The sequence below is a fragment of the Mesoflavibacter zeaxanthinifaciens DSM 18436 genome (genome assembly GCF_000422365.1).
Lineage (GTDB): Bacteria > Bacteroidota > Bacteroidia > Flavobacteriales > Flavobacteriaceae > Mesoflavibacter > Mesoflavibacter zeaxanthinifaciens.
On the sequence record NZ_AULQ01000008.1, the window covers coordinates 170,880 to 196,536 of the forward strand.

Genomic DNA, 25,657 nt, shown 5'->3' on the forward strand with positions numbered 1-25,657 from the left:
AAATTGTTATGTTTTAAATTATTGATTTACTTAGCTATTACACTTAATAGACTTCTAATATTTTTAGAATATAATGTAAAAAATTAAAATATAACATCTTAGATGGATTGATAATAAGCTATTTCACTTGCTACTTAATAAAGTTTTAATATAGTATAAAGCCTTAAAAACTTTTCCCAATCTAATTTATTTACATTATTTAATTCCTCTACTACCAAATTAAATCTCACATGAAAATCCTTAAACCTAACAAAAACCTTAGACTTAAATAACTCATTTGCTTCTGTTAAATCGGATTTCATGTATGCATTTGGCGCCGGTTTAGCTAATTCAACATCTGAAATCATTGTATTTACATCAAGAAGTTTTGAAATTGTTAACTCATCAAAAATATATTTATTGAATTCATCTTGACGTGCAGCGATAAAGTAACCTATTTCAGAGTTTAGATTCATGCTGTTGCTATTAGCCAAAAACCAAAGTAATCGTTCTATTGAATTTTTTGCTTTTAACAAGTCTTTATTCAGTTTTTGAGCCATTGGAAAATTGTTTAATGCTTGAATTGTTTTTCTGAAGCGTAACGCATCAACATACAAGCTGTCTGTTCTCGAATTATCATCTTCATTTTCAAAAAATAACACATCTGTCCAGCTTATCGACCATGGTATTATATTAGGTGTTTCAGCTATAGAATCTCTAATTACAATGTCTTCATAAAAACGCATGTGTTTATCAGAAGCATGATATGTGTATCCATCTAAATAAATAGCAACATCTTTAAAAGCTAATAAAGTGTCGATGTCATTAACTACCTGACCATCTCTTTCAATTTGGATACACTTTATTAAGAAATCAGTTCTGGTGCTTACTGAAACTCCATCTTTTTCTCCTAAATTTATTTGCGGTCTGATAGCATAAGTTATATTACCTCCATCTATGGGTAATTTTAAGCGATAGGTTTGGATTCCATTTTCTTTGACCTCACCAAACAAAAAGTTCTTATCAGAATATTTTACAGTATAATTCTTTAAAGCATAAATAAATTTAGATTCCAATTCACTTTCTTCAATCATCCCTGTTTTTGTTAGAGAGGAAATACCTTGATTAATTGGTTCCCAATCCTTGGATTGGTCTACAATATTTTTAAATATCTGTTCTGCTCTTTCCCTGCTTAAATCCTCTCTTATATATTGGTTTGAATACGTTAAAATACATCTATAACAACCGTCTTTACCTTGGTCTTTACAGGAACATTCTTTAATTGCCTTATAGGCTTCATTTAATAAATCTGTAAATTCTTTTGGGTTAAATAATTTTTGTAGATAACCTGTTCCTCCAGGGATGGTGTCATAGGCCACCAAATACCTATCAAACCTTTGATTAGCTTGATTATACTCTGAATAAAAGTCGAATGCTACGTGATCTGGATTACCTTTATAATATTTTTTTAGCCCCAATTGCAAACCTGCTTTAAACATTTGCTGTGTCGCCTCGTTTAAAAACTCTTGAACAGGTAAGAGTATTTTTATAGCCTCTGTTTTAATGCTTCTAAATAAAAAGACTTCTTCGAAAACATCATTGGGAACACCATTATAATCTTCTTCTTTATGTTTGCAGAAACCGTAATGAAATTTTTTATCGGTACTGTTTAAAACTAAATTTGGTTTTGAGGTTGACTTACCACAATGCTTGCAAGTTACAAAGCCATGACGAGCTACATTTTCAAATTGATTGATTGTTATGTGACTTGAATTTAATACCCCTGTTCCTAAATTTACCTTTGTTAATTGAACATCTTTAACATATTCAATACCAAATGGAATTTTTACCATTCCCCAGGTACCTTCAATGGTTTTGGGGTTGAATTTGAAGTGCGTAGAAACGGTGTAGTGCTGTTGCTCTCTTTCGTCTTTAGCATCATTAAGTGTCGATTTATTTCTAGAATTTACCGATTTTACGGTCTGTAATCTGGCAAACATATGTTTGTTAGATGCCGAGTTCCAAGATTCATTACCACATTTAGGGCATAGTCCTTTTTCTGCCTTCAAGTCTTCTTCAAGATGGTCGCAATTAGAACAAAAGCGCATTGCGACTAAACTCGATTTTTCTCCACTCCAGTCGTAGGTGTTTAAACCCGAAATTTCTAATCTATTGCCTTGACTATAGAAATAATTATCAGGCGCAAACTCTTTCAATGCAGAAGCAGCGGAACGTACTATTTCAAATGATTTGTTTTCAGGTTCTTGTTCAGCACCTTCTGGTTTAAAACCATAAACATGCGCGTTTAAGGTAACACCAGTTTCAGGGAATGCGTAATTAGGTAACACCCCCACATTTGTAAGATGTTCAATAACTTGTCTGGTTTCAATCCCTTTTTTTAACTGCCAAAGTGCCCTTTTTTCACGTGTTAATTCTTTATGCTCGTCATCGGTTTCTCCTAATTCTTTTTCCTTGATATAATCATCAATATCAGCTACTTTTTGAATGATGAAAAAACATTCGTTTTTTAAATCCTCGAAGACTCTCACTAATTTATTCTGAAAAACACCTTGTTGAATGGCTATTTTAATATCATCCATAATAGTCATGTCTATTTGACCATCATAAGCAGTTTTAAAGGCTTCAATTAATTGTTTTTGATTATCTAAAACAAATCCTAATAATTGATTTATAAAAAAACCTTTGCTACTTAATTTACCTGCCTCTAGTAAGTTTAATTGTTTAATTAAAGCAGGTATTTGATGTCTTTCAGGATCTTCCTTGGTCCAACTATCAAAACAATACGCTGTAAAATGCCTAAACAAAATGTCTTTAGCATTTAAAAAGCACCCCGGTGTATTTATATCACCTTCCATCATTTCATTAGGTTCTTCATAGTAAAACAAATCATGCGCCTTGTTTTGCGAAAAATTTGTAATTAATGCCGTGCCTGAAGAACGTCCTGCACGCCCTATTCGTTGTAAAAAATTTGATGGTAACGGTGGAATACTTGTATTAATTGCTGCATTTAATGACCCTACATCAATACCCATTTCTAAAGTTGAAGTCGCTACTAGTGTGTTTAAAGAATTGTAGTTTGGTCTTTCTTTAAAATCGTACTCTGTTTTTTCCCTAACTTTCCTATCCAGTACTCCCGTATGTTCTGATGCATAAATTCTTGGGGAATGCTCTCTATTATATATTAGGTTATAATAATTGAAGGTGTTGTTGTTTGATTTGGTATACTTGCCAGGACATCTATAATTTATGCAAGCAGTTCCTTCTAATAACTCATCATTGTTAGCAACATTTAGGGTTGATGTGCACTCATTACAACTGTAAGTGGCTACTTTGTTACTTATAATAATTTTTTCAGGGTTTATGGCAAAATTCTCTCCATCCTTTGCCGTTTCACTATTTAGAATTTCGGCTTCCAACAACAGCTCAAATAATTTTTGATAGAACTCGTTAATAACCGCTGTATTGTCGGGTACAAATTGAAAGGATTTTTTAAAATAGGCATGAAACCAATTGGTTGTTCTAGCATGTGTGCTATCAATAATCCCTCTATTATCAGGATAATTCACTACCAATTTAGGTATACGTGTTCGTGGATGATAACGTCTGCTTAAATAATGTCTACCATCTCGCATCCAATTTAAATCCCATATTTTAAGATCTCTTGTTCTAAATTTTACTAAATAATCATGATTTACAGCCCCACGAATACGCATACGGTGTAAGCAACCATTTATAAATTTTAAAAAATCATCTTTCGTCATGCGCTCTAACATATTAACATTTAACCATGATTCCATTTTTGAAAATATGGTCTCAAATTTTTCATGATTAAAACTAGGTGCTGACGAGCTTGTTTTTTCTAATGTTCTACCAATGCCTGCATTATACCCAAACTCTGAAATTATTTCCCAAAATACACGGGTATCGAATTCTTTTTCAAAGGTTTTGGAAAATGAGTTTGTGGTTAAGTTTCTAAAATCTTCAACTCTAGCTTCTCCAATTCTGTCTGCCGGAAAAAAACGATAGAAATAGGCTTCTAAATGGTTTTTCTCTGTGGGGTCTGAATGGGTTTTCCAATACGCAATAAATTTTTCTTTTAAGGTAATTAGGTCTGTTGGTTCATTGATTTCATTAATGACTTTTTGCAAAGATGCTCTAAAAGTAAATCTATAATTTCTAGATTCTATAAATCCTGCTTGGTGTGCTGCATCCTGAACACCATTGGTGAATGCTAATACTTTACGATATTTTTCGCCACGCTCATCTAAATTTGAAGCGAGTATTTGACTGGTTGTAATAGAATTTAAAGTTGCGATACGCGTACCTATTATACTCATATCGTTATTAGCGTTACACTCTGGACAGGTGTGTAAGCCTTTATTGTCCCTAACTTTTCTGTAAGCTAATAGATTGATTCTTCTATCAGACGGTGTATCATGAAATTTTAAATCTACCTCATGTACATAGGGTGTTATGGCCGCAGTAGGTTCATATTCCTCTATTTTATAATGTGCTGGTGTATTATAGTTTACAAAATAAACGTTTTTGTGATTATCAAAATATTGCGTGTAAACCTCTAATGGGTCTAACTCAAATTGGTTGCGGTTGTCTTGCTTATTTGCTAACCATCCGCTTGCTCCACATTCACGACAGAAATACGGTGGTAATGCTTGTGCTTCATTTTTTCCTACTATCTTATCACGCCAAGTAAACTTTGGTTGTTCTGAAAAGACTCTTAACACACCGCTTAATTCACGAATCCATATTTGAATCTGAAGGAATAAAAACGGGAACCGTTCTTTTTCGTCTGCTTTTGCTTCTGCGATTAATGCTAAAATGGATGTGATGACTTCTTCTTTTGGATAGTAGTCATGTTCAGCATCGTATTCAATGATATTTTTAAAATTAGCGTTACTATCATCTAACTTATTAATGAGTTGATTTATAGATACAATACCTTCACTGCAAAGTGTACTTATTTCTTTAACAATCTTTAATTTCTTTAATTCAGAAGCTAGTTGATACGCCGAAATTGTTTCAGGAATCTGCCATAACTTCTTTTGGCGCTTTATGTACTCATGATACTCTTCATTTATTCCTAATCTGCTTTGTTGAATACCGACTAATCTTGGTAAAAAGGTATCTAATTTATCGTCTGGAAGTGTGTAAAATTCTTCAGAGGACAAGCGATGTTCTATAATTACAGATTCTGGTGGAAAGGTTTCTCCAAAAACGTCAGATGCATATTGTGTGAGTAATTTAACCGAATCTTCACCTTTTCCTATGGTGGCAGAGGTACCAACTGGACATAAATGATTTTCAGGAATATCCAACTTTAATTTTAACCTACGAATCAAATTTGCTACATCTGTTCCTTGTGCTCCGTCATAGGTATGTAGTTCATCCAACACTAAAAAACGCAGTAGTTCTGGGTTGTTAAAGTTATGTAACCATAGCTTGTTATAATTATGACGCATTAAACCATAATCTAACATTTTAAAGTTGGTGAGTAAAATATCTGGTGGATTACTAATGATGTGGTCTCTGTTTTCAATAACATGGGTTTCTCCCATGGTCGTTGGGAACTTGCTTTTGTTTTTTCCTTCACCAATAAATAACCCCGCTGTTATGTTACCTTTAAGCTTATCATCATTAAAAATGGTTTCGGCTAAACGTTTGGCTTGGTCTGTCGCCAAGGCATTCATTGGGTATAAAATAATGACTTTTATACCGCTTTCATTTTTGTGTTTATAGCAATAGTCTAAAATTGGAAATAGGAACGATTCTGTTTTACCCGAACCTGTACCTGTAGTTAATAAGGTAGGTTCTGGTTTATGACCATTTTTGGTATGCAATCGTTTAAACGCTTCAAACTGATGTTTATAAGGTGGGAAATTTGGTTTTATTTCTAGTGGTACCTCCTCATCATCTGTATAGGTAACAAAAGGTAATTTTAAGGACACATAAGGCCCTTTGAAAATGCCTTCTTTTGGATGCTCTATAAAGTTATAGAAAGCATCAGACACAACTTTTTCTTTAAAGCTAAATGTTGCTTTTAAATATTCTATTATGGATTGCTTTACTTCGTAAGCTTGTTGTAGTGGTAGCATTTATTTTATTAATTCTATTAAAAACTCTTTACTTACATCTTTACAACTATTGATAAATGTCATTGTTTCAATGGAAGCCCTTTTAGAAAAAGTTATGTTATTATATGTTATAATCAAGGTCCCTTGTTTTGCTCGACTTGTGGCAACGTTAAATAGGTTATCCTGTAAATCATGACCCCTTAATGGTAAATATACAATAGTAAAATCTGAGGTTAACCCTTGTATCTTTTGAATTGTGCTAATTGTAATATTTTTAAAGTTGTGACTCATGGAGCTGTATGCTTCGTAAATTGATGACTCTGTATCAATGTATGGTGATAAAACAGCTATTTGCTTATTATTATTTTTCAAAATATCAGTTGTAATAATTGCTATAAATTCATAAATATCTTTATCAGAAAATCCGTTTTTTGAGTCAGGAAGTTTAGCTATTGTTATGCCTCCATTCGGATGAAATAGATTTCGGAATTTAGATTTAAAATTTGTTTTTCCATCAATATCAGAAATGCTTTTCAAGCTATTATTGTAAAACAATCCTGTTAATTTTGCCGCTGATGAAGTTAATCTTCTTGTTTTTGTGAGTCGATAAGACACGTCATTGTTGTTAAATGAATAGGTTAGCAAGCCATTAATAATCCCATCAATTTTTGGAAAAATTTCAAGTGCCTGGTCTTGATTTAATACTATGGGAGTTATTTGCTTATGATCTCCAATAATTAGAACTTTAGTAGCAATGTCACTGAACATTGCAATAGTTGCTAAAAATGCCTGTGATGCCTCTTCAATTATCAATAAATCAAATCGCTTACTTTCACTTATCAAACGAACTTGATGTTGAGATAATTTATAGTAGGTTGCTAGTAATAACTCGCCCTGTTTTGGTGATAATTCGTCGGCATTTTTAAGATTAGGTATCCGTTTATTTTCGTCGGATGTTAAGTTTGTTTTATAAACTATTCCTTGTTTTAATGCTCTGATTAATCCATCTTTTAATATAACTTCTATTAAAGCCTTATTTGTTAAAGCTGTTACACAAACAGAATCTCCATTTTTATTATAATGATCACATATTTCTGCAGCTAAATAAGACTTACCCGTTCCAGGAGGACCTTGAATAACAGTCACATTGTTGGAATCGATAAGACGAATAATTTTTTTGGTTATTTCAGCACTGTTATCAATGTTGATAGGATTCCAATGGTCTTCATTAACTTCTAAATTTAGTTTTAAAATGCTGTTTTTAGGATGCTTAACGACAAACTCTTTAAGGTTTAATAAATAATCAATAGGAGGATCTTTTTTTGCAATAACAATTTTTGGGTGTTTATTATGTTTCAATGCTACATTATCTATTTTGGTAATTAATGCTAAATCAAAACCAGAAATAATAATATACGACCATCCATTTTCAACTTTCCAATAATTTACGGTTGAAATCTCGGTGTTAATCCCAGTGTAATAGCCGTGCTCTTTAGATGATCTAAACTTTTCATAAGTTAATTTAATGTCCATTAAGTTGTCTGGAGCTTTAGCTCCAAAAACACCTAGAAAATACATTTCTTTCATTCTAGGTACTTGACCAGATTTAAACCGAAGAATTACATTTCCTTGATTATTTTGAACTCCCCAAATCTCACCATAAAATATTTTTTTTTCTTGAATTAAAATATGCATTTCCGTATTAGCATACTCTTTCCATTTATCTTCTTGAGCTTTAATTTGATGCTTGTAAAACTGAATATGTTTGTTATTTGGAATAATCACGATTAATCAATTATGTTTTTATATTATCAAAATCAGGATCATTTTCAACATCCCTAATAGCCCCAAAAATAGATTTGTACTCCTCTTTATCTTTCATTTTAAGAATCAACCATATTCTTTCCTTTTCAAATTTACCGTCAAGGATTGCATCAGTATTACTTACTAATGACTCAGCATCTACTCTAAATACTTGATAATTGGTTTCGCTAATATTTAGCACTGCCTGCTTGTCATCAAATAGGTAAAATTGACTATCATTTTTTCCTGTTTTAACAAACAATTTAATATCGTTCTTATCTAATCTATCCCAAGAACTTGCACGCAAATGCAATAAACCCGTTTTTGCAGATCTGCACATTATTTTGAGCGCAATATTACTACCTGCCATATAAACAGGCTCTAATTGTGCATATTGGTGAGTGTCTTTTAAGTTTTTTTCAGCTTCTGAAACAATATATCCTTTTTTGTTAAGTAGCACTAAAGCAGACACACAGGCAGCCAAGTTTAAATCTTTAAAAAAAACTTTTGGTATGTCATTACCAAATAGTCTTTTTAATGCAGCCGATTCTTCCACTGAAAATTCTACATTGTTATCTGACTCATCATCTGCAATATTAGAATTGCTATCGTTTAAAAAAGTAAAAAGTGAATTATAGTCATCATCATCTAATATCTTTTTTAAAGACGTAAGGATGGAGTGTTTATCCTTAAAACAGGTGTAATATACATCTCCTTCTTTAATCTCATTAATATTATCTATTGATTTAATTTTCTCATTATTATACAATAATGACACTGGTAATGTATCTTCATCATAAATTCGAATCGTGACTTCTTCAATTTTAGGCCAATCCTGAAAGAAAGGTAAAATTTCATCTAAACGTTTAGAATTTTCGAACAATTCATTCGAATTTACCTCTGTTTTAACCGTATGGTTTTTAATGTTTATGAAAGAGGAAAACCCCAATGGCAAGACATCATCAATTACCAACTCGTCTTTTTCAATTATAAAATTAAAGACATCTTGCTCAAATTTATTCCACTGTTCTTTGTTATAGAGATGAAAATTAAAAGATTCTGGTTTTTTAAAGTGATATCCAGTGTCATTTAGAGAAAATAACATTGGTATAAATAATTTATCCTGTAAATATTGAATTTTATCTTTACACTTATCTAGAGCTATAACTAAATTTCTAATCCTATTCCTTTGAAATTCTGCATTTGACCAAGGGTTTTTTATAGCTATTAATTTCTTTTTTTCATAATTCTCTAATTCGCTAACCAAATTTTTATATGCTACTTCTATCTTTTCATAGGTATCCTTTAAGAACTCCTTATCAATTTCAGACTTTGCATTTTTTTGAACTTCTGAAATCCACACAGTTGTGTTAATTAGAAGTGTATCATTATCAAGGTTAACCTTTCCCTTTTCAAACAACTCTTTGTCATTTTCAATTAACCCTTTTCTTAATTTTATGATATTAGATTCTAAATTGTTTAACCCAAGTTTATAAAGAAAATTTAATTTCTCCTCTTTTTTATCTAAGTCACACTCAATCCAATCATTAACGAATTTTGGTAATTGCTCATATTTTAGACTGAAATTATCATCATATATAAAATTCTTGATGCTAATTCCATTAAATAAAAGACTAACACTAGAGAAATTATAATGCATCAAAATTTCTATAAACTCGATTACGTTATTTCTATAAACTTCTGTTTCTCCAAATTTTTCAAAATAAGTAGAAAGTTTTAACTTTTCTTTAAAAACCTTAACATTAGGGTTTGCTTTTTTGTGAAGCAATAAAAAGAAAATTTGATAAGGAGTTAAGACTTTTTCCTCTATTTCATGAATCTCTTTTAAAATTTGATTACGAGGTTGCTTCCTAGCTTTAAAAACTTTTGATTGTAAAAATGGTTTTATTGATGGCTCAAAATTCTCAATAACATTTGTTAGAGCTTCTGTCTGATCTTTATAATTCGGAAGGATTTTAGATAATTTTAATTCGTACTTCTCGTCCTTGGCGGATTCATCTTTTGATTTAAATTCAAAAAACACATTATCTGAAATATTTTTTTTTGCTAATGGAATGTCATCAATATATATTCCGTCATTTAAAATTTCGTGAATTTTATCTTCATTTTCCGAATCACTTTGATCAATATTGCTAAGACTTTGAAGCATATCGAAATTTTTGAATTCAAATGAATCTTGATTGTATCGCTGAGTTGATTTTAAATCTATTCTCTTTAAACTCTTTAAATACTCCAATTTAATATCATTATCACTCTGAGAATATATATAGGGTGTCAACTCAATAGTATTCAGACCATTTTTAATAAGGTATGTATATAAATTAGCCATCTAATAATCCTATTTTAATTCTTTCTTGATTATATAGTTCACTTGGTAAAAGTTTTAATTTTTCAGTAAGCTCTGATTTTTCTATTAAAGATTTTAAATCATCTTTGGATGTATAGTAGTTTCGTGTACCCTTTGACTTTTTCAATTTATACTTTTCACCATCTTTTTCTATTTCGAAAACTTCAAAAAAATCTTTTTCCTCAACCCAATTTAAAAATGATTTCATTTCATCCAACTTAAAGACCCCTTCTGTTTTATAAATAGTATTAATTAAATCCTTTTTACATCCCAGTTTAAAGGGCTTTAAAATTTGTAGGGCATCATAACAAGTCAAATCTTCTTCGGAAATTTCCATAATTACCTTGGAAACATGTTGATAATCTTCAATACTTAATTTTGAAAAATTATCTGGAGCATATACTTCAGATGGAAGTTTAAATATTTTTTCTTTAGCACAATAAAGCCATGGGATGTTATTAAAAGTTAGTTTTTTATCTTCTGGAAACTCCTTCTCTAATAAGACCAAATGTGCATAGAAGTCTGATAAGTCTTCAGGATCTAATTGTTCGGCTACAGATTTAAATAACACCTCATTACAATATATTTTTTCTAACCAATCATTAGTTTTAATCAACAATTTCTGAAAAACTTCATATAATTCTTTCTCTTCTTCCGGGTCAATCACTAAATGCTGTAACCATTTTGGAATATTTTTTATCTGGTTTGAAATTAAGTAAGATAAGGGCTTTAATTCTTTATTTGAATCATGCGACTTAAAAAGTGGCAAGTTTCCGTAACGGGCTTTGTCAACCTCATGAAGTTCTTTGAAAAACTGAATTATTTTAGCCTTTTCAATTGATGTTAAAGCCTTAAAATTGCCATTTTTAGAGATGTGAGCATACAACTTTTGGTCTGATTGTAGATAGGACTCCGTACTCAACAATATTTTTTCAATATGCCTAAAATTATCATTATCGATATGAAATTCGGAAATTTCAAAGCCTATTTTTTCTAAAATTGATTCTACCTCACTTGTCTTTTTTGTTCTAAAAATATAGTTAGCATTGTTTAAACATTCCGATAAATTAACAACCTTGTTTCCAGAACGAATAAAAGGAAAGTTAAGTAGCCAGCTTTGTTCAATATCATTATTATGAATCAACTTATCCAACCAACAAATTAAAGCATCATATCTTTGAGGGTTGAGTGTTTTGACTTGTTTAGAAAACTCATGTTGTTTGTCTTTATCTGAAAGAATGTTGATTAAATCTTTTTCTTTAAATCTCTCTATCTCTAAATAAGCTCTCGTTAAATTTGTCTTATCAATATCATTATGTGGCAGTTTTTTTGGAGTATTCGTAAAGACAATAAAGAAATCTGATGAAATTATTTCAGAAAGACCACTTTCATCAATAATTATATTACTCCTTATTTCAAGACAATTTTTATAAGTAACAATAAAAGCAACAGTATCTAAAGATTTATAAATACCTCGGTTGAAAGCCTTATTTATGTCTCCTAGCTCCTCATCTTTATCATTTAATAATCTATCTGGAAGCAGACGGAGGTAAGAATTAATATATTTTTTAATTGGAGTTTTGTTAGTTGAATTTGAATCGGTAACTAATTTAGCGATACATTCGATACATTTTTTTCCAATATGGAACATTAAATAATGATTCCATTTGTTTTCCTTCAATATAAATTCTCTTGATGTGTTAGTTATAAAATCAGCATTGATAAGAAAAGGAAAACCAAACCTTTGGTCAGAAGTAGGAAGATAATTGTAAAGAATTGATTGACTTTTTTCAAGTTTAACAATGTCATCATCTTTTATTTGAGACGCAAAAGTTATTCTTGTACTACTTAAAGAGCCTAGCTTTTCAGGAATGCTTTTAATCTCACCAAATTCATCTTTAAATTTATTTAAACCAGGCTTTTCTTCATATTTCTCAATATCAAAACCAGCATTTTTAAACTCCTCATTGTTTATTTTTATGTCAAAATAAATTTTGGAAAATGTAGCAAAATGCTCCTCATTATGTAAAATATCAATAAGATTATTTTGCTCTTTTAACTCAATAGTCTGCTGTTTAGCTAGCTCATTTTCATTTAATTTGTAATAATCAAATTTTGTTGTATTCCTGAGAAAAAGAATAAATTTTGGCTTACTCAAGATGTTCTCGATCATAACAGCATAGTTTTTGGCTTTAATTGTATTCTCACCTATATCGAGTGCAATATTTACCTCAGCGTGTTTGCTAAACTCTGAAAAAAACAGTTCTTCAGGGATTTCTTTACGTTTTACCCATATTGGTTTAATCTGCCAAGGTATATTATCTATGTTATTGTACTTATGTTTGTTATGCTCATAATCTAGTTTGAATTGGGCGAGTTCTCTTGGGGAATTCTCTAATAATCTCAACTCCCTACTATATAAACTCCAAAAGTTAGAGTAAATGTGAGCATTCTTATCAAATTTAAAGGAGTAACTACCAGAGCGAATATAAACACAACTTGAATCCGTAAATACAGACTTAAATCCTATTCCTTTATAACCAGTTTGTCTAACATTTTCTGATTTATTACTTTGAGCAGCATCAGCTATGGCCTTAACATCTTCTCTTTCAAAAAACTTTCCATTATGCCTAAAAAGAAGAAAATTATTAAGCAGATGAAGTTCTACTTGAACACCCTTTTCTGACGCTGGCATATCATCGGCATTTTGAATAAGCTCGAATATAAAACGCTCTGTTTGGGTATAAAGCTCTAGTGAATTGAGTTTTAGTTGAGAAGCTATTGTAGCAGCATCCTTTGGACTAGAGCCAGTTTTTTGAAACCAATCTTCTATAAACTCAGGTGGACTTAAAAAATTTTCATTAGGAATAATAGGTTGAGAATCGTCCCATAAGAGTAGATAAGGATTTTTTAGTTGCTCCCTTAATTCTTTAGGCGCCACCTTAGCTGAAACACTATAATAATTACCTTCTACAAGGTTATCTGATTTTTGAACACGAATGGCTACGGTTCTTTTATGCTGATTTTTCGGATAAAAGATGGTTCTATCGTTTATATAGAGATTTGTAATATAGCCAAACTCCTTTTCCCGTGGTGATGCAGAGTGTTGATAAGTACCAATCATTTTTAAGACATCACACCGCCACAGACGCTTTAAATGTGATTCAATCTCTCCTTCTGATTTATTGAATAAATAGTTTTTCATTTAATTACTTTGTTTATCTCATTTAGAAACTTTCTCAATATACAATCAAGTCTTTATTCACCCATTTATTTACCCTCTTTAGGAATTAAAGTTCTCGATACAATTTTGTTCCGTTGCTCTTCTCAAAATCACTCGAACTGACAGGATGAGATTCCTCCTTCTACGTCGTTCGGAATAACAAGTATCAAACATTATTCTTCCTCTTGATTATTATTCAATCTCTCAAACCTCTCATTATCTTCTTTAATAACTGTGTTTTCAAAATAATAACGAAACCCTCTAAAGAAACTAACTTCATCTGGTTTATCTAAACCATTTTTACCATCAAAATGACGAAATGTTTTATACTTTACTGTAACTTCTTTTCCTCCCTCCGAAACAATAGGTTGAGGATTTGAAAGTTTTTTTGGATCTGGATTTATATCATCTTCAAAAACAATTTCAACTGTTTCTGCTAATTGAAATTGGGCTTCAAATTTTTTTAAAAAACCAGGAATATGAGTTCTATATTCTGCTTGTCTTAAAAAATTGTTTTGTCCTGCAATGTCATAAGTTATTTCTGCTGCCATAATTTTTATTCTTTATTTTTAAACACCTCCTCAAAATGCGCCCAAGCTATCTTATAATCTTCTACACGGTCGCATTTATCAAAAGGGGCGTGGTAGGTTACTTTTTTGCCTTTATATAACTCACTTTTTTCTATGGTATGCTCGTAGGTATCTCCTGCCTTTAGGTCTTTAATGGTATTCCAAACTGGTCTATCTACACCAACGCCTGTTAAACCTTTAGAGCAGGTAAATACAATATTACCTTTGGTATCGTACCAAGTGTCGTCTTCGTTTTGTTGTAGTACGGGGAATTGCACGTTGTAAATAAGTATTAACTCTTCTAGCGTTAAACCTAATGCCATAGCTGTAATTACATCTATCTCCACCAACGCTTGCCTGCGCTCAAACCAATTGCGTAAGGGTGTTGCCCATTGCCATTCTTTGGTTAAGGTGTTAAAAGGTTTTAAACGATTATCTGTTTTACTCCAAGTATCTTGTCTAAAACCTTCTTGAAAATTACGCTCCCAAAGTGAGGCGTAATGATTATTTAGAGAATTTAAAATAAGATTACGATTAATAAGTTGGTTAGAATTAAACTTATCAGGAAGTGGAATTTCTTTTAAAATAAAATCGTACAAATCACCCCGTCCTAAAGATTTAATGTAAAAATCATAGGGTAGAGAACTAAATAAACTTGAGCACAACAGCATTTCATTTTCATTTTTGAATGTCAATGAAATAACACTATTGACATGAGATACCTTTGGTGGAGCAATGCTAGATTGTAATGTGCGTTCTCCTGAAAGACTTAATCTTCGACTAAAAACTATTTTAAAGCTATCAATTAAAGCTTCTCCAAATGCCATATTTTGCAACCTGAAACTTTCAATTTCTATAGAAGGTATATAATTAGTTCTACTACAAAAGTTTTCATTTATATCGCTAGGAAAAACTGTATCATAATCTAATGGTTTTATGCAATTTTCTCTTGGGGTTTTATAAAACAAATTAGATGTGTAAAAATGTGGACCATTCAAAATGAACTTATATTCATCAATATTACCTACAACTGTTTTCCTTGAAATGGTGCCATTTTGTTGCGCTTGATTTTCATCAAAACACATACTAGTTTTGACGTTTAAATCATTAACCTTACATTTTAAATTTCCGAATTTTGAGATAGTCGAAAATAATTTAATTGAGTGAATAGATAAAAGCTTACCTGAACTCCACTCTGATTGATTTCCGTTAAAGGATGAAAGAGTTTTTAAACTTTCTTCATTAATTACCAGTAACCTATCTTGATGTGGACTTATATTCCATTTGTAACCTCCATTAATAGTATCTTTTATTTTTAGTCCTTCGCATCTAGTGTTTTTGCCTCCAATAAAAGTTGGGTCAATCGTTAGTGGATGATAAAGATTATTTATTGAATAAAAATTAATGTTTTCCTTTTTAGCTCCATAAATATTAATACCATAAGTTACCCAATGTAAAATATCAGCAAATAATTTTAAGGTATTTACGAACTGAAAATGATAATTAAGTCTAGGATAAATATACCTTCTCATTGGATTTCCATTTGGATCATCATAAATACTTTCTGGATGAAGCATTCCTAGATAACCATTTTCTGAAATAATCTCTAATGAATTTGATAAAATACACTTATAAAGATTAGATTGTTGAGCTTTTAAATATGGAAAAAGCTGATGACTACTCATTATGTTTCCTATAGATTCTGTTTCAATTAATTCTTCATAATATATTCTACTTAACCAATTATCTTGCATAAAATTATTTCTGATTTTTTTCACGCTATTCGCAGAGGTCTTCCTAATCAATACTTCAGGATAAACTTCAGAAATAATGCTTTTTTCTTCAAACGTAACTTTCAACCAAGGTGGGTTCCCCACAGCCACATCAAAACCACCACGTTCTTTAAACACCTCTATAAACTCCAATTGGTTATGAAAAAACTTGTATTGGTCTGCCAGTTGGTTTACAATCTTGCTGCGCTCGTTTTTAAATAATGAGTCAGGATTGCTTTGTAGGGCTTCGCCTAGTTTTTTTAAGGCAACACTTTTATCTTTACGGTAGCTTTTTAGGGTGTATTGTTTGTTGGGTTCTTCAAACAGGCTGGCTTGTCGTAAACTTGGTTTTGGTAAAAGGTCTTCTTCAACTTCTAGCTCATCATCTTCTAATAAGCTTAAATCTATGTTTATAATTTTTTCAATATCATCATACCATTGTTGGCGTGTTGGCAGCTCTTTGGCGTCACGCATATCCCAAAACCATAAGGCACACCAATAGTCCATAATGAGTTTTAGCTTGTAATAGGGTGCATTGGTATTGTTACGTTGGGCCGCGAGTTGTTCTTTTTCATCGTAAGAGCGTAAACCTAATTGCCCTTGTTCTTCATCTTCATAAGCGCCAAAAAAGCCGCCTTTGGTCTTGGTTTGCGCATTAATACGTGCCTGGAAGTGGTAGTGTTCTTCTAGCAAGAAATCTATGGCTTTTGAGAGTTTTTGTAAGCGTAAAAACTCTTGACTATCTATGGGTTGGCAGAAGTCTTTTTTCCAGTCGCGTATGTGTGTTGCTTCGGCATCAAACTCGTTTTTCAACAATTTAATTCCAGCAGACGGCACCATATTTTTGTCGGGTAGCAGGAAGTGATAAATTTCATCGTCCTTACGTTGTAGGGCGTCTTTAGGTTTAAAATGCAGGTGCTTTGGTGCTTTGTCCCACCATTCTTTTTTAATAGGCGTATTACGTTGTCTGGTGGTTCCTGTTTTTGGAAACTCTACAATAATGTCTTTCTTTTTATAGACTTTTAACCAAGCACCCACTACGGCATTACCCACACCCAAACGGTAGCCAAAGAATGGGGTTTCCATATCTTTATGGATGACGTTTAGCCATAAAGAGAGCTTTCCTAACTCAATCGCTGTTGGATTTAAATCGACCCCATAGGTATTGTTGGTAGCGATGTAGGCTTTTACTTTTTGTAGTTCTTCACGGAACTTTTCAGGCGATATTTTTTGTTTGAGTTCCTTTTGGCGGTAGCTTAAATAAGCTTCTGCCAATTGGTTAATCAGTTCATTATGAAACGCTGCTGCACCCATAGCAGGTTCCAGCAATTTGAGTTCTAATAACTCCAAGGCTTTCATTTCGCCCGTTTCTACTTTTTCTAAAATAGATTTCAGCGTGTATTTTACGGTGCATTGCGTTAAGACTTCTGGTGTGTAATAGGATGCCGATTTTTGACGGTCGCGACCACTTAAACGATACACAAACTGCCCTTTAGGGATAACGACTTCTTTGTTGTTTTTGTCTTTTAACACCTCAGCATCGTCAAAGTCGTCACGACGTTTTCGTGGTACCAACAAAGTACCTTCGTTCGGTTTATTCTTTGGATGAACTTCTATATAATCTTGTTCTGCATAAAACCCACGGAATGCTAGTAAGCTTTCATACACAGAACCCAATTGGTTGATGCCTAAATTGGCATAGGAAATACGACCACGTGCTTTTCCTTTTTGCTTACGCGAAAGCGATAATTGACAGATAACATCTTGCCACACATAATTTCTAAACTTAACGCCTTTTAATTGGTTGAGTTTATCATCATCAAATAATGGCGAATCGATATGACGGATTCTGAAACTTTTGTTGCTGCCGTTTTCGTTTTCACGATAGCCACTACCCATCAATTGGAACAATTGCTGTAAGGAATCGTGAAAGAAATAGCCGTTTAAACTATGGTCTGTAATGAGTTGGGTTTGCTCTAAATCGCGTAACATTTCTAGCGAATAGCCTTTTTGGTAGACACTATCTGAAATAGGTAGAATGTCTAAATCGGCTCTCGATTCGGCATAAAACACAAATAATAAACGATAGACAATGCTTAAACAGTCGTCTTTTACTTGGGCTTCGAAGTTATCATCTGTCTCATCAAACTCTTGCGAAAGTACTTTTTTGCGATAATACAAGGCTTCATTAGCCAAGGCTTCTACCGCATGAATAATCCCTTCTTTTAAATCTTTGGTAACCTCGTAGGCGCTTTTATGGCTATCTTCCTCTAATTGGTCCATGAGCACCATGTCGCTTTCTGGCGATAGCATCTCTTTGGATAACAGTAAATAGAATAATGAATAATACGGACGCGTTACCGTCGCTTCTGAAAAGAATTCTTCAATATCGAAATACAAGTATGAGCCTCTAAACCATTTTTCAACATCAATTAAAAACACCACATTTCCTGCTAAAAGTAAAATGTACTGCGGACGTTCTTTTTGGTCTAATAAACATAGTTGTGAAATCGCCTTATTGATGATAACGGGTGATATTTTAAGGTCTTCATCTACCTTAAAAATTCTGCTCCATTGCGCTCTGTGGTAGCGTTGTTCTTTGGATTGCAGTTCTTCCTCTTCAATATTATAACGCTGTTCAAAGAGTCCATCCGGTTCTTCATCACCTTCTTTAATGAGTGGTTGCATTTCCATGACCATCATGTGTAACTTATCACCACGATAGAGTTTATGACGTACTGGTAACACTTCAGTTTCGCTAAAATGAAAGGGTTCGTTGTATTGATGGTTATTGCCATCATATCCCAAAGCGTTTAATAATAGCGTATGGAATTGATGGGTTTCGTAAATTTTATCTTTGGTACGTAAACGCCCTTCAATAATGGATTGCTTGTATTTAAAGTATTTATCCTTTAAAGGACTGATGCGTTTTTGCAGTTCTTTTTGGTCTTCGGCACTATAGCCCGATTTGGCATGTACTTTTTTAACAAAGTCCTCATCGAAATAATTGGTAGCGAAAAAATCGCCTATGTTATCTATAAACTTAATCATACTTATGCATTAAAAAATACTGCCATTACTTTAATATATGCTTCTTGGTCTAGTGCCAATACGTTTTTGATGTATTGACTTGAATCTGCAACTATGGTGTTGATTTCGTCCAATTCTTTTTCCTTTTTATTTTTCATAAAATTGGTATCGGCTGTATTTTCAAATTTTACTTCGAGTTGTTTTAAAGAGGCCGATTTCCATTTCTCTAATTTGGTTTCAAAATCGACCAATTCTAAAAACATTTTTTGAGACAATTGTGATTGTAGCTTGCTCATGTGTTTATGCTGCGCAAAGTCTATGGCAATAGGTAGACTTTTATGAAGATTTTCTAATTCTTCAGTAGTGATTTGTTCATCATATAATTCTTCATGCAACTTATAGGTTTCTAGAAACTCCACAATAGATAAACAATTGATGACTTTACCTTCTGATACTCCCACTACAAAAAAGTCTGAAATAACAGGTTGTCCCAAATTATTAGACACTTGACCTTGCAAAATATACCATGCGCTATTTTGAGGTAGTTTGGTGCTTAATTTAGCCGCCAATGCTTCGTTTTTAGGGACACTGGCTTCTAACTTGGTCATGTAATATTTAATAGCGGGATGCAAGTCGTACAACATTTGAAACTCTGCCCATTCATTTGTTTTTTTACGAGCGTTTTCAATAGCTTGTTGCACTAAATCCTTATCGGTCGTCAGTTTAAACAGCTCGTTGACTTTCGGCTTCGATTCTGGTGGTAAATCGTACAGAATTTTATTTAGTTCTTTAGTGTTATTTAACTCTAAATATTCATCTTCTGTATGAAAGGTGAAATCACCAGACTGTATGAGTTGGTCGCCACTTAACTGTGTGAACAATGCTGTGTAATAGCTAAAGTCGTTATTGTAAATGGTTAGTTGTTTTTCGTAGGGGTTATCGGTTATGGTTGCGGCAGTTGTATCGTCTTCACTGATAAATGCAGCACCGTAATCGAAATTTTCTAGTTCATCTAAAAAGTCTTCATCTTGCTTTTCAATAGCCTCAAAAACCTTTTTCTCTTCTTCATTGGCGTTGTAGAGTTGCATGATGGAACCAATATCACCTAACGTTTTATGCTTTTCTTCTTCCTTTCGAGTTAGATTATCAATAATATGCAAATCTGTTCTTAAGGCTTCTTCATCTGTTTTACCCACTAGATAATAGATGTATGGAGTTTTCTTTTGACCATATCTATCGATGCGTCCATTACGCTGTTCCAAGGTAATCAACGACCAAGGAATATCGTAATTAAACATGCGATTACAGTAGTAATGTAAATTGACCCCTTGTGACCCAGCATCGGAACAAAGCAAAATTCTAACCTTGCTATCTGCCTTACCGAAGTCTTCAATTTTGTGTTGTTGTTCGATATCCGAATCTGAACCACTAAACGATTGAATGGCTTCTTCCTTCAAACCAAAATCTCTGATTAGTTTTTCTTTTAAATACTCAAGTGTTGCAATACGTTCGGCAAAAACCACGTATCTATCATCTTTCTTTTTTCCAGACCAACCCAGTTCCATCAAGGTCTTTTTGAACTTTTTATACTTACTATCTTGTTTTGATTTTAGAATGTCTTCCAAATAGGTTTTTAATTCTTCTAAAACCTCGAGGCTATCCTCAAATTTATCTGTTTTTAGATTTAGGCCTTTGACTCTAGAAATTCTATTATTTATAGATGTAAGAGCAGCAAATGGTGATGACATGAATGATTTGAAAATCATGATAGAAAACAATAAATCGTCTTTGGATTTTCCTTTTCTCAACGCCCCTAATCCTTGAATTTTTAAGGTTTGCTGGTAGCGTAAAAATGCGAGTTCTTCAGATGATAAATCAGTTTCTAAACGAATGATTTCTCGATCTTGAAAATTGGCTCTTACAGCATCTTCGGTAATGTCATTTTTAAAACGTCTTACATAATATGGTTTTACGTCATCGTTTGTGTAATTGCCACTTTTTGGGATAGCCGTAGGCTCAATCATATTAATTAGGTTTGCAAAGCTTTCCTTTTTTCCATTATGAGGAGTGGCTGATGTAAGAATCAAAGACTCACATTGCTTTGCTAGAAATTGTGCTAAATCTCCGCGCTGACTTTGATTGTTGGCTACGGTATGGCATTCATCTATTACAATAATATCCCATTGTGATTTTTCTATATAGTGCCTGAATTTAGCATTGTTTTTAAGTGTGTCAATAGATACAATAGTCTTATCATAGTAATCAAACGGATTTTTGTTTGCCGGTAATTGTGTTTTTATTTTAGCAATACCCTCGCTATCCAATCGAACTAAAGGGATAGCAAAACGGTTCCATAATTCCTGTTGGAACTGGCCTAAAATAGATTTTAAAGCTAAAACCATAATACGCTTCCCTTTTCCTCTTTTTATCATTTCAGAGATAAAGATTCCCACTTCTATAGTTTTACCCAATCCTACACCATCGGCAATTAATAAACGAGGTCTCGGTAATTGTAATGCCGTTAATGTTGGTGTTAATTGATATTCTGATACGTTAAAGGCTGCCTTCGTCGCAATAGCAATTTTATCTGAATAAATGGTAGAATTACGAATATGGGTTTCTATGTACAATTTGGTTTTACGATAACCGCTTTCGGTATCGGCAATAAACTGTGTATCGTTTGGGTCAACAGGTTTTATTTCGCTATCTATTTTAGTATCGAAAGCGAAACGTTTTCCTTTAACCAATTCACTTATGCCTTCGACATCCAATAATTGACTGCCATCAGAATTATTGATAATATTTGTAATTAAAAAATCTTCACCTCTAGTTGTGATGCGTTGGCCTACTGAAATAGTTCTTGTGTTCATTAATAAAATTAATTTTAAAAGCTATCACTAAATACAAATAACCTTATAATATTTTGAATTGTATCGTTTACTATTATAAAATTATAATTTTCATTAAGTTTACTTTTATCAATAATAAAGCTAAAAAAATCTTCAAAAGTTAAAAATCAAATTAAATCTATTTTTCTATGATTTACAGTAAAAAGCAATATTTAACATTATAATCCCCAGTGTCAAAGCACGTTTTAACATATAATTTTTCAACTTCTTGATTAGTTTTTCTTATATGAATTGTATTTTTTTCTTTCTTTAATTATCATTCTTAGCTACAAAACAATACAATATTTAAGTATTTATTATCTTTTAGTTTAATCTAGTGCTTATAACTATTGATGAATATTAACATTGCTGTGGAATCACTAGATCTAAATTAAAGAAATAATAAGCTCTGATAAACATTAAAATTATTATGATTTTAGTAGTTTTTTATTTAATAATTACAAATTTTACTTACTCCGCTTTAAAGTCTCATTCGGCATATTCAGACTATTTTATTTATTAAAACTTATTAAATATTACTCATTTTATACCAATAGATAGTTAGATATCTATATCATAAAATTAGCTTCAACAAGTTTATTAATTATTTACAGTAAATCATTACGGTATTCCGTAAGGATTCAAAAAAATAGAATGTTATATATCAAATATATTATTGAGTAGGCTACAACTATTAAGTGATAAGTTGTGGTTTTGCATATTGATTAATTAACGATTAAACTACTTTTGGTTGGCATAAAACTATGCAAATTCTGCTTATGCAAAAAAAATAAATAAAAAGAAAATATTACAAAACCACAGAAAATACACATTGCCAAACACTTATCAATATAATTAAGTTTGAAGCAGGTAATACAATTTAAAAATCAACAAAAATCAACAATAATCAACAGCAATTATATATCTAAATTAAAAACACGTTTTAGTATATAACTTTCAGCTTCTTGATTAGCTTTTTCTTTTATGATTTGTAATTTTTCTTTCTTTAGTTGCGACTTTGACTTTTTAATTTCTTCTCTTTTCTCTTTAATTGAAGCCTGCTCTTTTCTGTTAAAGTCTTCTACTTTTAATTCTGGAATTTTTGAATTTGGAAAAGTCCCCTTTAAGTCATTTAATCTTTTTTGGTTTAACCAAGAATTTATATTAATTGGCGGAAAATTGTAAAGACTAAATTTAGAATCAAATTCCTCTTTATGTTTAATTAAATAATGATATTGATTTTTAAAGGAAGCTTTAATTGTATTATTTGTTTCTGGTATATCATTATCAATATTATTAAAATAATACTCAGCTATATAAATTACTGCATTTAGAGAATCTGTATATTTTTCTAATATGTACTTAAAATTATCTTTGTTATGCTGTTGTTTTAAATTATTTAAATCAAATATATTTTGACTTAACAAAGATGATTTACCCATTAGCATAAAAAGCTCGGTCATTGTAGGTTCTTTGTCATAACCCTTTTTATCAATAATAATGATTTTGTTAACTAAGTTCTGAAAAAAAACATCACCTTCTTTATTTATAAAATTGACAAAGCGTTGAGGTACATATCCTATTGAACAACATATTAAACCTAAGTTTAATTTATGATATATTTTACTTAAATCCTGTTCCATTAGCTTTTTAATAAATCTGAATAATCATTAGGCAATTCAACATCAATATCACGAAGATAAGATTCTAATGCAGTCATAGAGGTATGACCAGTAATTTGCATTAGCTGACTTTTTGCTTCATGCGGTGATGAGTTTTCTTTTAATGCTCTGTATAATTTAGTTATAAATGTATGTCTAAAACTATATAAACCATATTCTTTCCCTAAATTAAACTTATCTTTTACCACTGTTTTAAAACGAAGGCTATATTTACCTCTTTTAGTATCCTCTGATGCATTCCAATAACCACCTAATTTTTTATAATTAAAAAGAAATTCATCCTCATTAAATTGACTTAAATCTGGTAATTCATCAATAAGTATTGATGGAATAATTTTAGTTTTTAAAGGCTTATTTTTTGCTTTAAAAGAAATTGTTTTGTTCTTTAAATTAATATCTCCAATTTTCAATCGGCAAACTTCTATAGGTCTTAAAAAGTTATACGACACAAATTTTATAAATAAAAGTAATGTTGGATCAGCTTCTTCTAAATAATCAAAAATTTCTTTTTGTTGCTCTTCTGTGTAAGTTTTGTTTCTTACTGAATTAGTTTTAAGCTTTTTTATCGAAACAATCTCATTAGTCTTTAAAACATCATTATCGACTAACGTTGAATAAAAACTACTAATACTTGCTTTATAATTATTTCTATTTCTAGCTGATGAGTTTAAAAGCACCTTGTTTAAATATTTAATCACAACAGATTTATCTACCTGTTCAATATACTTTAAATGTTTTTGTTCTTTACGTAACCAGTCTTTAAATCGTTTTATGTGACTTGAATATGTTCTATAACTAGTAACTCTTAACGACTTTTGTTTTATCCTATCATCTAGGTTAAATGCATCGTCAATTAAAGTTTTGCCTTTATTATCTTCAACTTCTTTTTTTGGTGTTGAATTAGACGCCTCTTTTATCTGGTTTCCTTCGGTTGCTGTACCCGAAGCAGTTTTGGTTACGTCTTGGTTAGCTTTGGTTAAATTTGGTTGTGTATTATCCTTTTCAACAGGCTTCACCTCTTCCAAAACACCAGCATTTACAGTATTAGAACCAACATCACTATTTTTATCTACTCTAGTTAACCTATTTGGTTTTTCTAGTTGCGGTTTTGGTTCGTTTTTGGTTGTTGTATTCAGTCTTGTATGCAGTTCTGTATTATCTTCATATGGACTATAACCTTGCTTTAAAAGTTTTAATAAAACACGCCTATAAATAGTTAGAACTGCTAAACGTTCTTCTTTCGTTTTATAGGTGTTTGCATCGCCATATATTGGCGTTTGTCTAGTTAGCTTTCCTGTTTCAGGATTTCTGTAGGAAAAATACACGTACCATCGTTTTGATAGGTCGTTGTTTCCTAAGTAAATTTTTGGTTCAGAATATTGTTGTTTCATAGTCAAATCGTATGCACTTCTGTATTCACTTTCAATTAACTGCTGAAAATTAAGCATAAAAAAACGGTTTGTGAGGACACAAACCGTTGATTTTATTAGTCTAAAGACTTAGTAGCGGGAACAGGACTCGAACCTGTGACCTTCGGGTTATGAGTTGTATTTTAAACTCAAAAACACCTTCTTTTATGTCTTTTTTAGTAAAATCGTGTACAGAAGTATGTCCGTCAGTTATACTTAATATGGAGTAAAAATAGTAATATTATTATTAATAATAAAAAACAACTCTACTGTATATGTCTATATGGAATTAATTAAAATACTATTGAATTAGAAAGATTGATTGGATATGTGATAGATCTATAAACACAACTTGATTTTTCGAATGTATATGCTTTAATATTCATAGCTAATGTTTAAAAAAGAATTAAAAATTAAAAGGTATCTAATTTACTTAAAACATTAACATTTTTTTTAAATTAACTTTTAATAATTTTCAGTTAATAAACTAAATCCAAATTACATTTTTATGATTGTCTTCTCGTATATAAAAAGAATATTTATCTAAATTCAAATATTGCGTAATTTATATATACAATATTCAAAAGCAGTAAATTATTTTTCAAAAAATATACAAATTACGTAACTAGTAAAATTCTTTTAATTATTGAATATTAAACCGTTGACAAATAAAACAGCTTATTGATTGAATATTTATTTTATATTTAGTATTATTGCGTATATATAAGTGTTGTGTGCAATTAGAAAACTCATATGAATAAACTTTTTTTAATTTTAGTTTTTGGCTTTACTTTAGTTTGTAAGAGTGATTTTAATAAAGTCTC

The 25,657-nt window shown here is 31.4% G+C and carries 9 protein-coding genes; all 9 read right to left on the reverse strand.

All coding sequences use genetic code 11. The annotated features are described in order from the left end of the window. Window positions 1-134: 134 nt before the first annotated feature. Window positions 135-6,110 carry a DEAD/DEAH box helicase gene (locus H574_RS14140; RefSeq protein WP_051169869.1) on the reverse strand — a complete coding sequence of 1,992 codons (5,976 nt, stop codon included), beginning with the start codon at window positions 6,108-6,110 and terminating at the stop codon, window positions 135-137. After that, window positions 6,111-7,874, reverse strand: coding sequence for an AAA domain-containing protein (locus tag H574_RS0109285; RefSeq protein WP_027880316.1), 1,764 nt, complete (start codon window positions 7,872-7,874; stop codon window positions 6,111-6,113). A 10-nt stretch (window positions 7,875-7,884) separates the two neighbouring features. Continuing rightward, complete coding sequence (locus tag H574_RS0109290; RefSeq protein WP_027880317.1) at window positions 7,885-10,242, reverse strand: hypothetical protein; 2,358 nt, start codon at window positions 10,240-10,242, stop codon at window positions 7,885-7,887. Continuing rightward, window positions 10,235-13,465: a sacsin N-terminal ATP-binding-like domain-containing protein gene (locus H574_RS0109295; RefSeq protein ID WP_027880318.1), complete on the reverse strand. Its 3,231-nt coding sequence runs from the start codon at window positions 13,463-13,465 to the stop codon at window positions 10,235-10,237. The genes H574_RS0109290 and H574_RS0109295 overlap by 8 nt, the downstream gene beginning before the upstream one ends. Window positions 13,466-13,656: 191 nt before the next feature. Continuing rightward, window positions 13,657-14,034, reverse strand: a complete 378-nt coding sequence (locus tag H574_RS0109300; protein WP_027880319.1) for a hypothetical protein — start codon at window positions 14,032-14,034, stop codon at window positions 13,657-13,659. 5 nt (window positions 14,035-14,039) lie between these two features. Continuing rightward, a complete protein-coding gene (locus H574_RS0109305; protein WP_027880320.1) occupies window positions 14,040-18,875 on the reverse strand; it encodes an Eco57I restriction-modification methylase domain-containing protein in 4,836 nt (1,611 codons plus the stop codon). Window positions 18,876-18,877: 2 nt separating this feature from the next. Then, a complete protein-coding gene (locus H574_RS0109310) occupies window positions 18,878-21,724 on the reverse strand; it encodes a helicase-related protein (protein ID WP_036227470.1) in 2,847 nt (948 codons plus the stop codon). 935 nt (window positions 21,725-22,659) lie between these two features. Further along, window positions 22,660-23,385, reverse strand: a complete 726-nt coding sequence (locus H574_RS0109315; RefSeq protein WP_027880322.1) for a hypothetical protein — start codon at window positions 23,383-23,385, stop codon at window positions 22,660-22,662. Beyond that, window positions 23,385-24,872 carry a tyrosine-type recombinase/integrase gene (locus H574_RS0109320; RefSeq protein WP_027880323.1) on the reverse strand — a complete coding sequence of 496 codons (1,488 nt, stop codon included), beginning with the start codon at window positions 24,870-24,872 and terminating at the stop codon, window positions 23,385-23,387. The genes H574_RS0109315 and H574_RS0109320 overlap by 1 nt, the downstream gene beginning before the upstream one ends. Between the last annotated feature and the right edge of the window lie 785 nt (window positions 24,873-25,657).

Excerpts from the sequence above, each read along its gene's own strand:
- H574_RS0109290 (WP_027880317.1), bottom strand. The coding sequence starts at position 10,242 with ATGGCTAATTTATATACATACCTTATTAAAAATGGTCTGAATACTATT.
- H574_RS0109300 (WP_027880319.1), bottom strand. The coding sequence starts at position 14,034 with ATGGCAGCAGAAATAACTTATGACATTGCAGGACAAAACAATTTTTTA.
- H574_RS0109295 (WP_027880318.1), bottom strand. The coding sequence starts at position 13,465 with ATGAAAAACTATTTATTCAATAAATCAGAAGGAGAGATTGAATCACAT.
- H574_RS0109310 (WP_036227470.1), bottom strand. The coding sequence starts at position 21,724 with ATGAACACAAGAACTATTTCAGTAGGCCAACGCATCACAACTAGAGGT.
- H574_RS14140 (WP_051169869.1), bottom strand. The coding sequence starts at position 6,110 with ATGCTACCACTACAACAAGCTTACGAAGTAAAGCAATCCATAATAGAA.
- H574_RS0109305 (WP_027880320.1), bottom strand. The coding sequence starts at position 18,875 with ATGATTAAGTTTATAGATAACATAGGCGATTTTTTCGCTACCAATTAT.
- H574_RS0109320 (WP_027880323.1), bottom strand. The coding sequence starts at position 24,872 with ATGCTTAATTTTCAGCAGTTAATTGAAAGTGAATACAGAAGTGCATAC.
- H574_RS0109315 (WP_027880322.1), bottom strand. The coding sequence starts at position 23,385 with ATGGAACAGGATTTAAGTAAAATATATCATAAATTAAACTTAGGTTTA.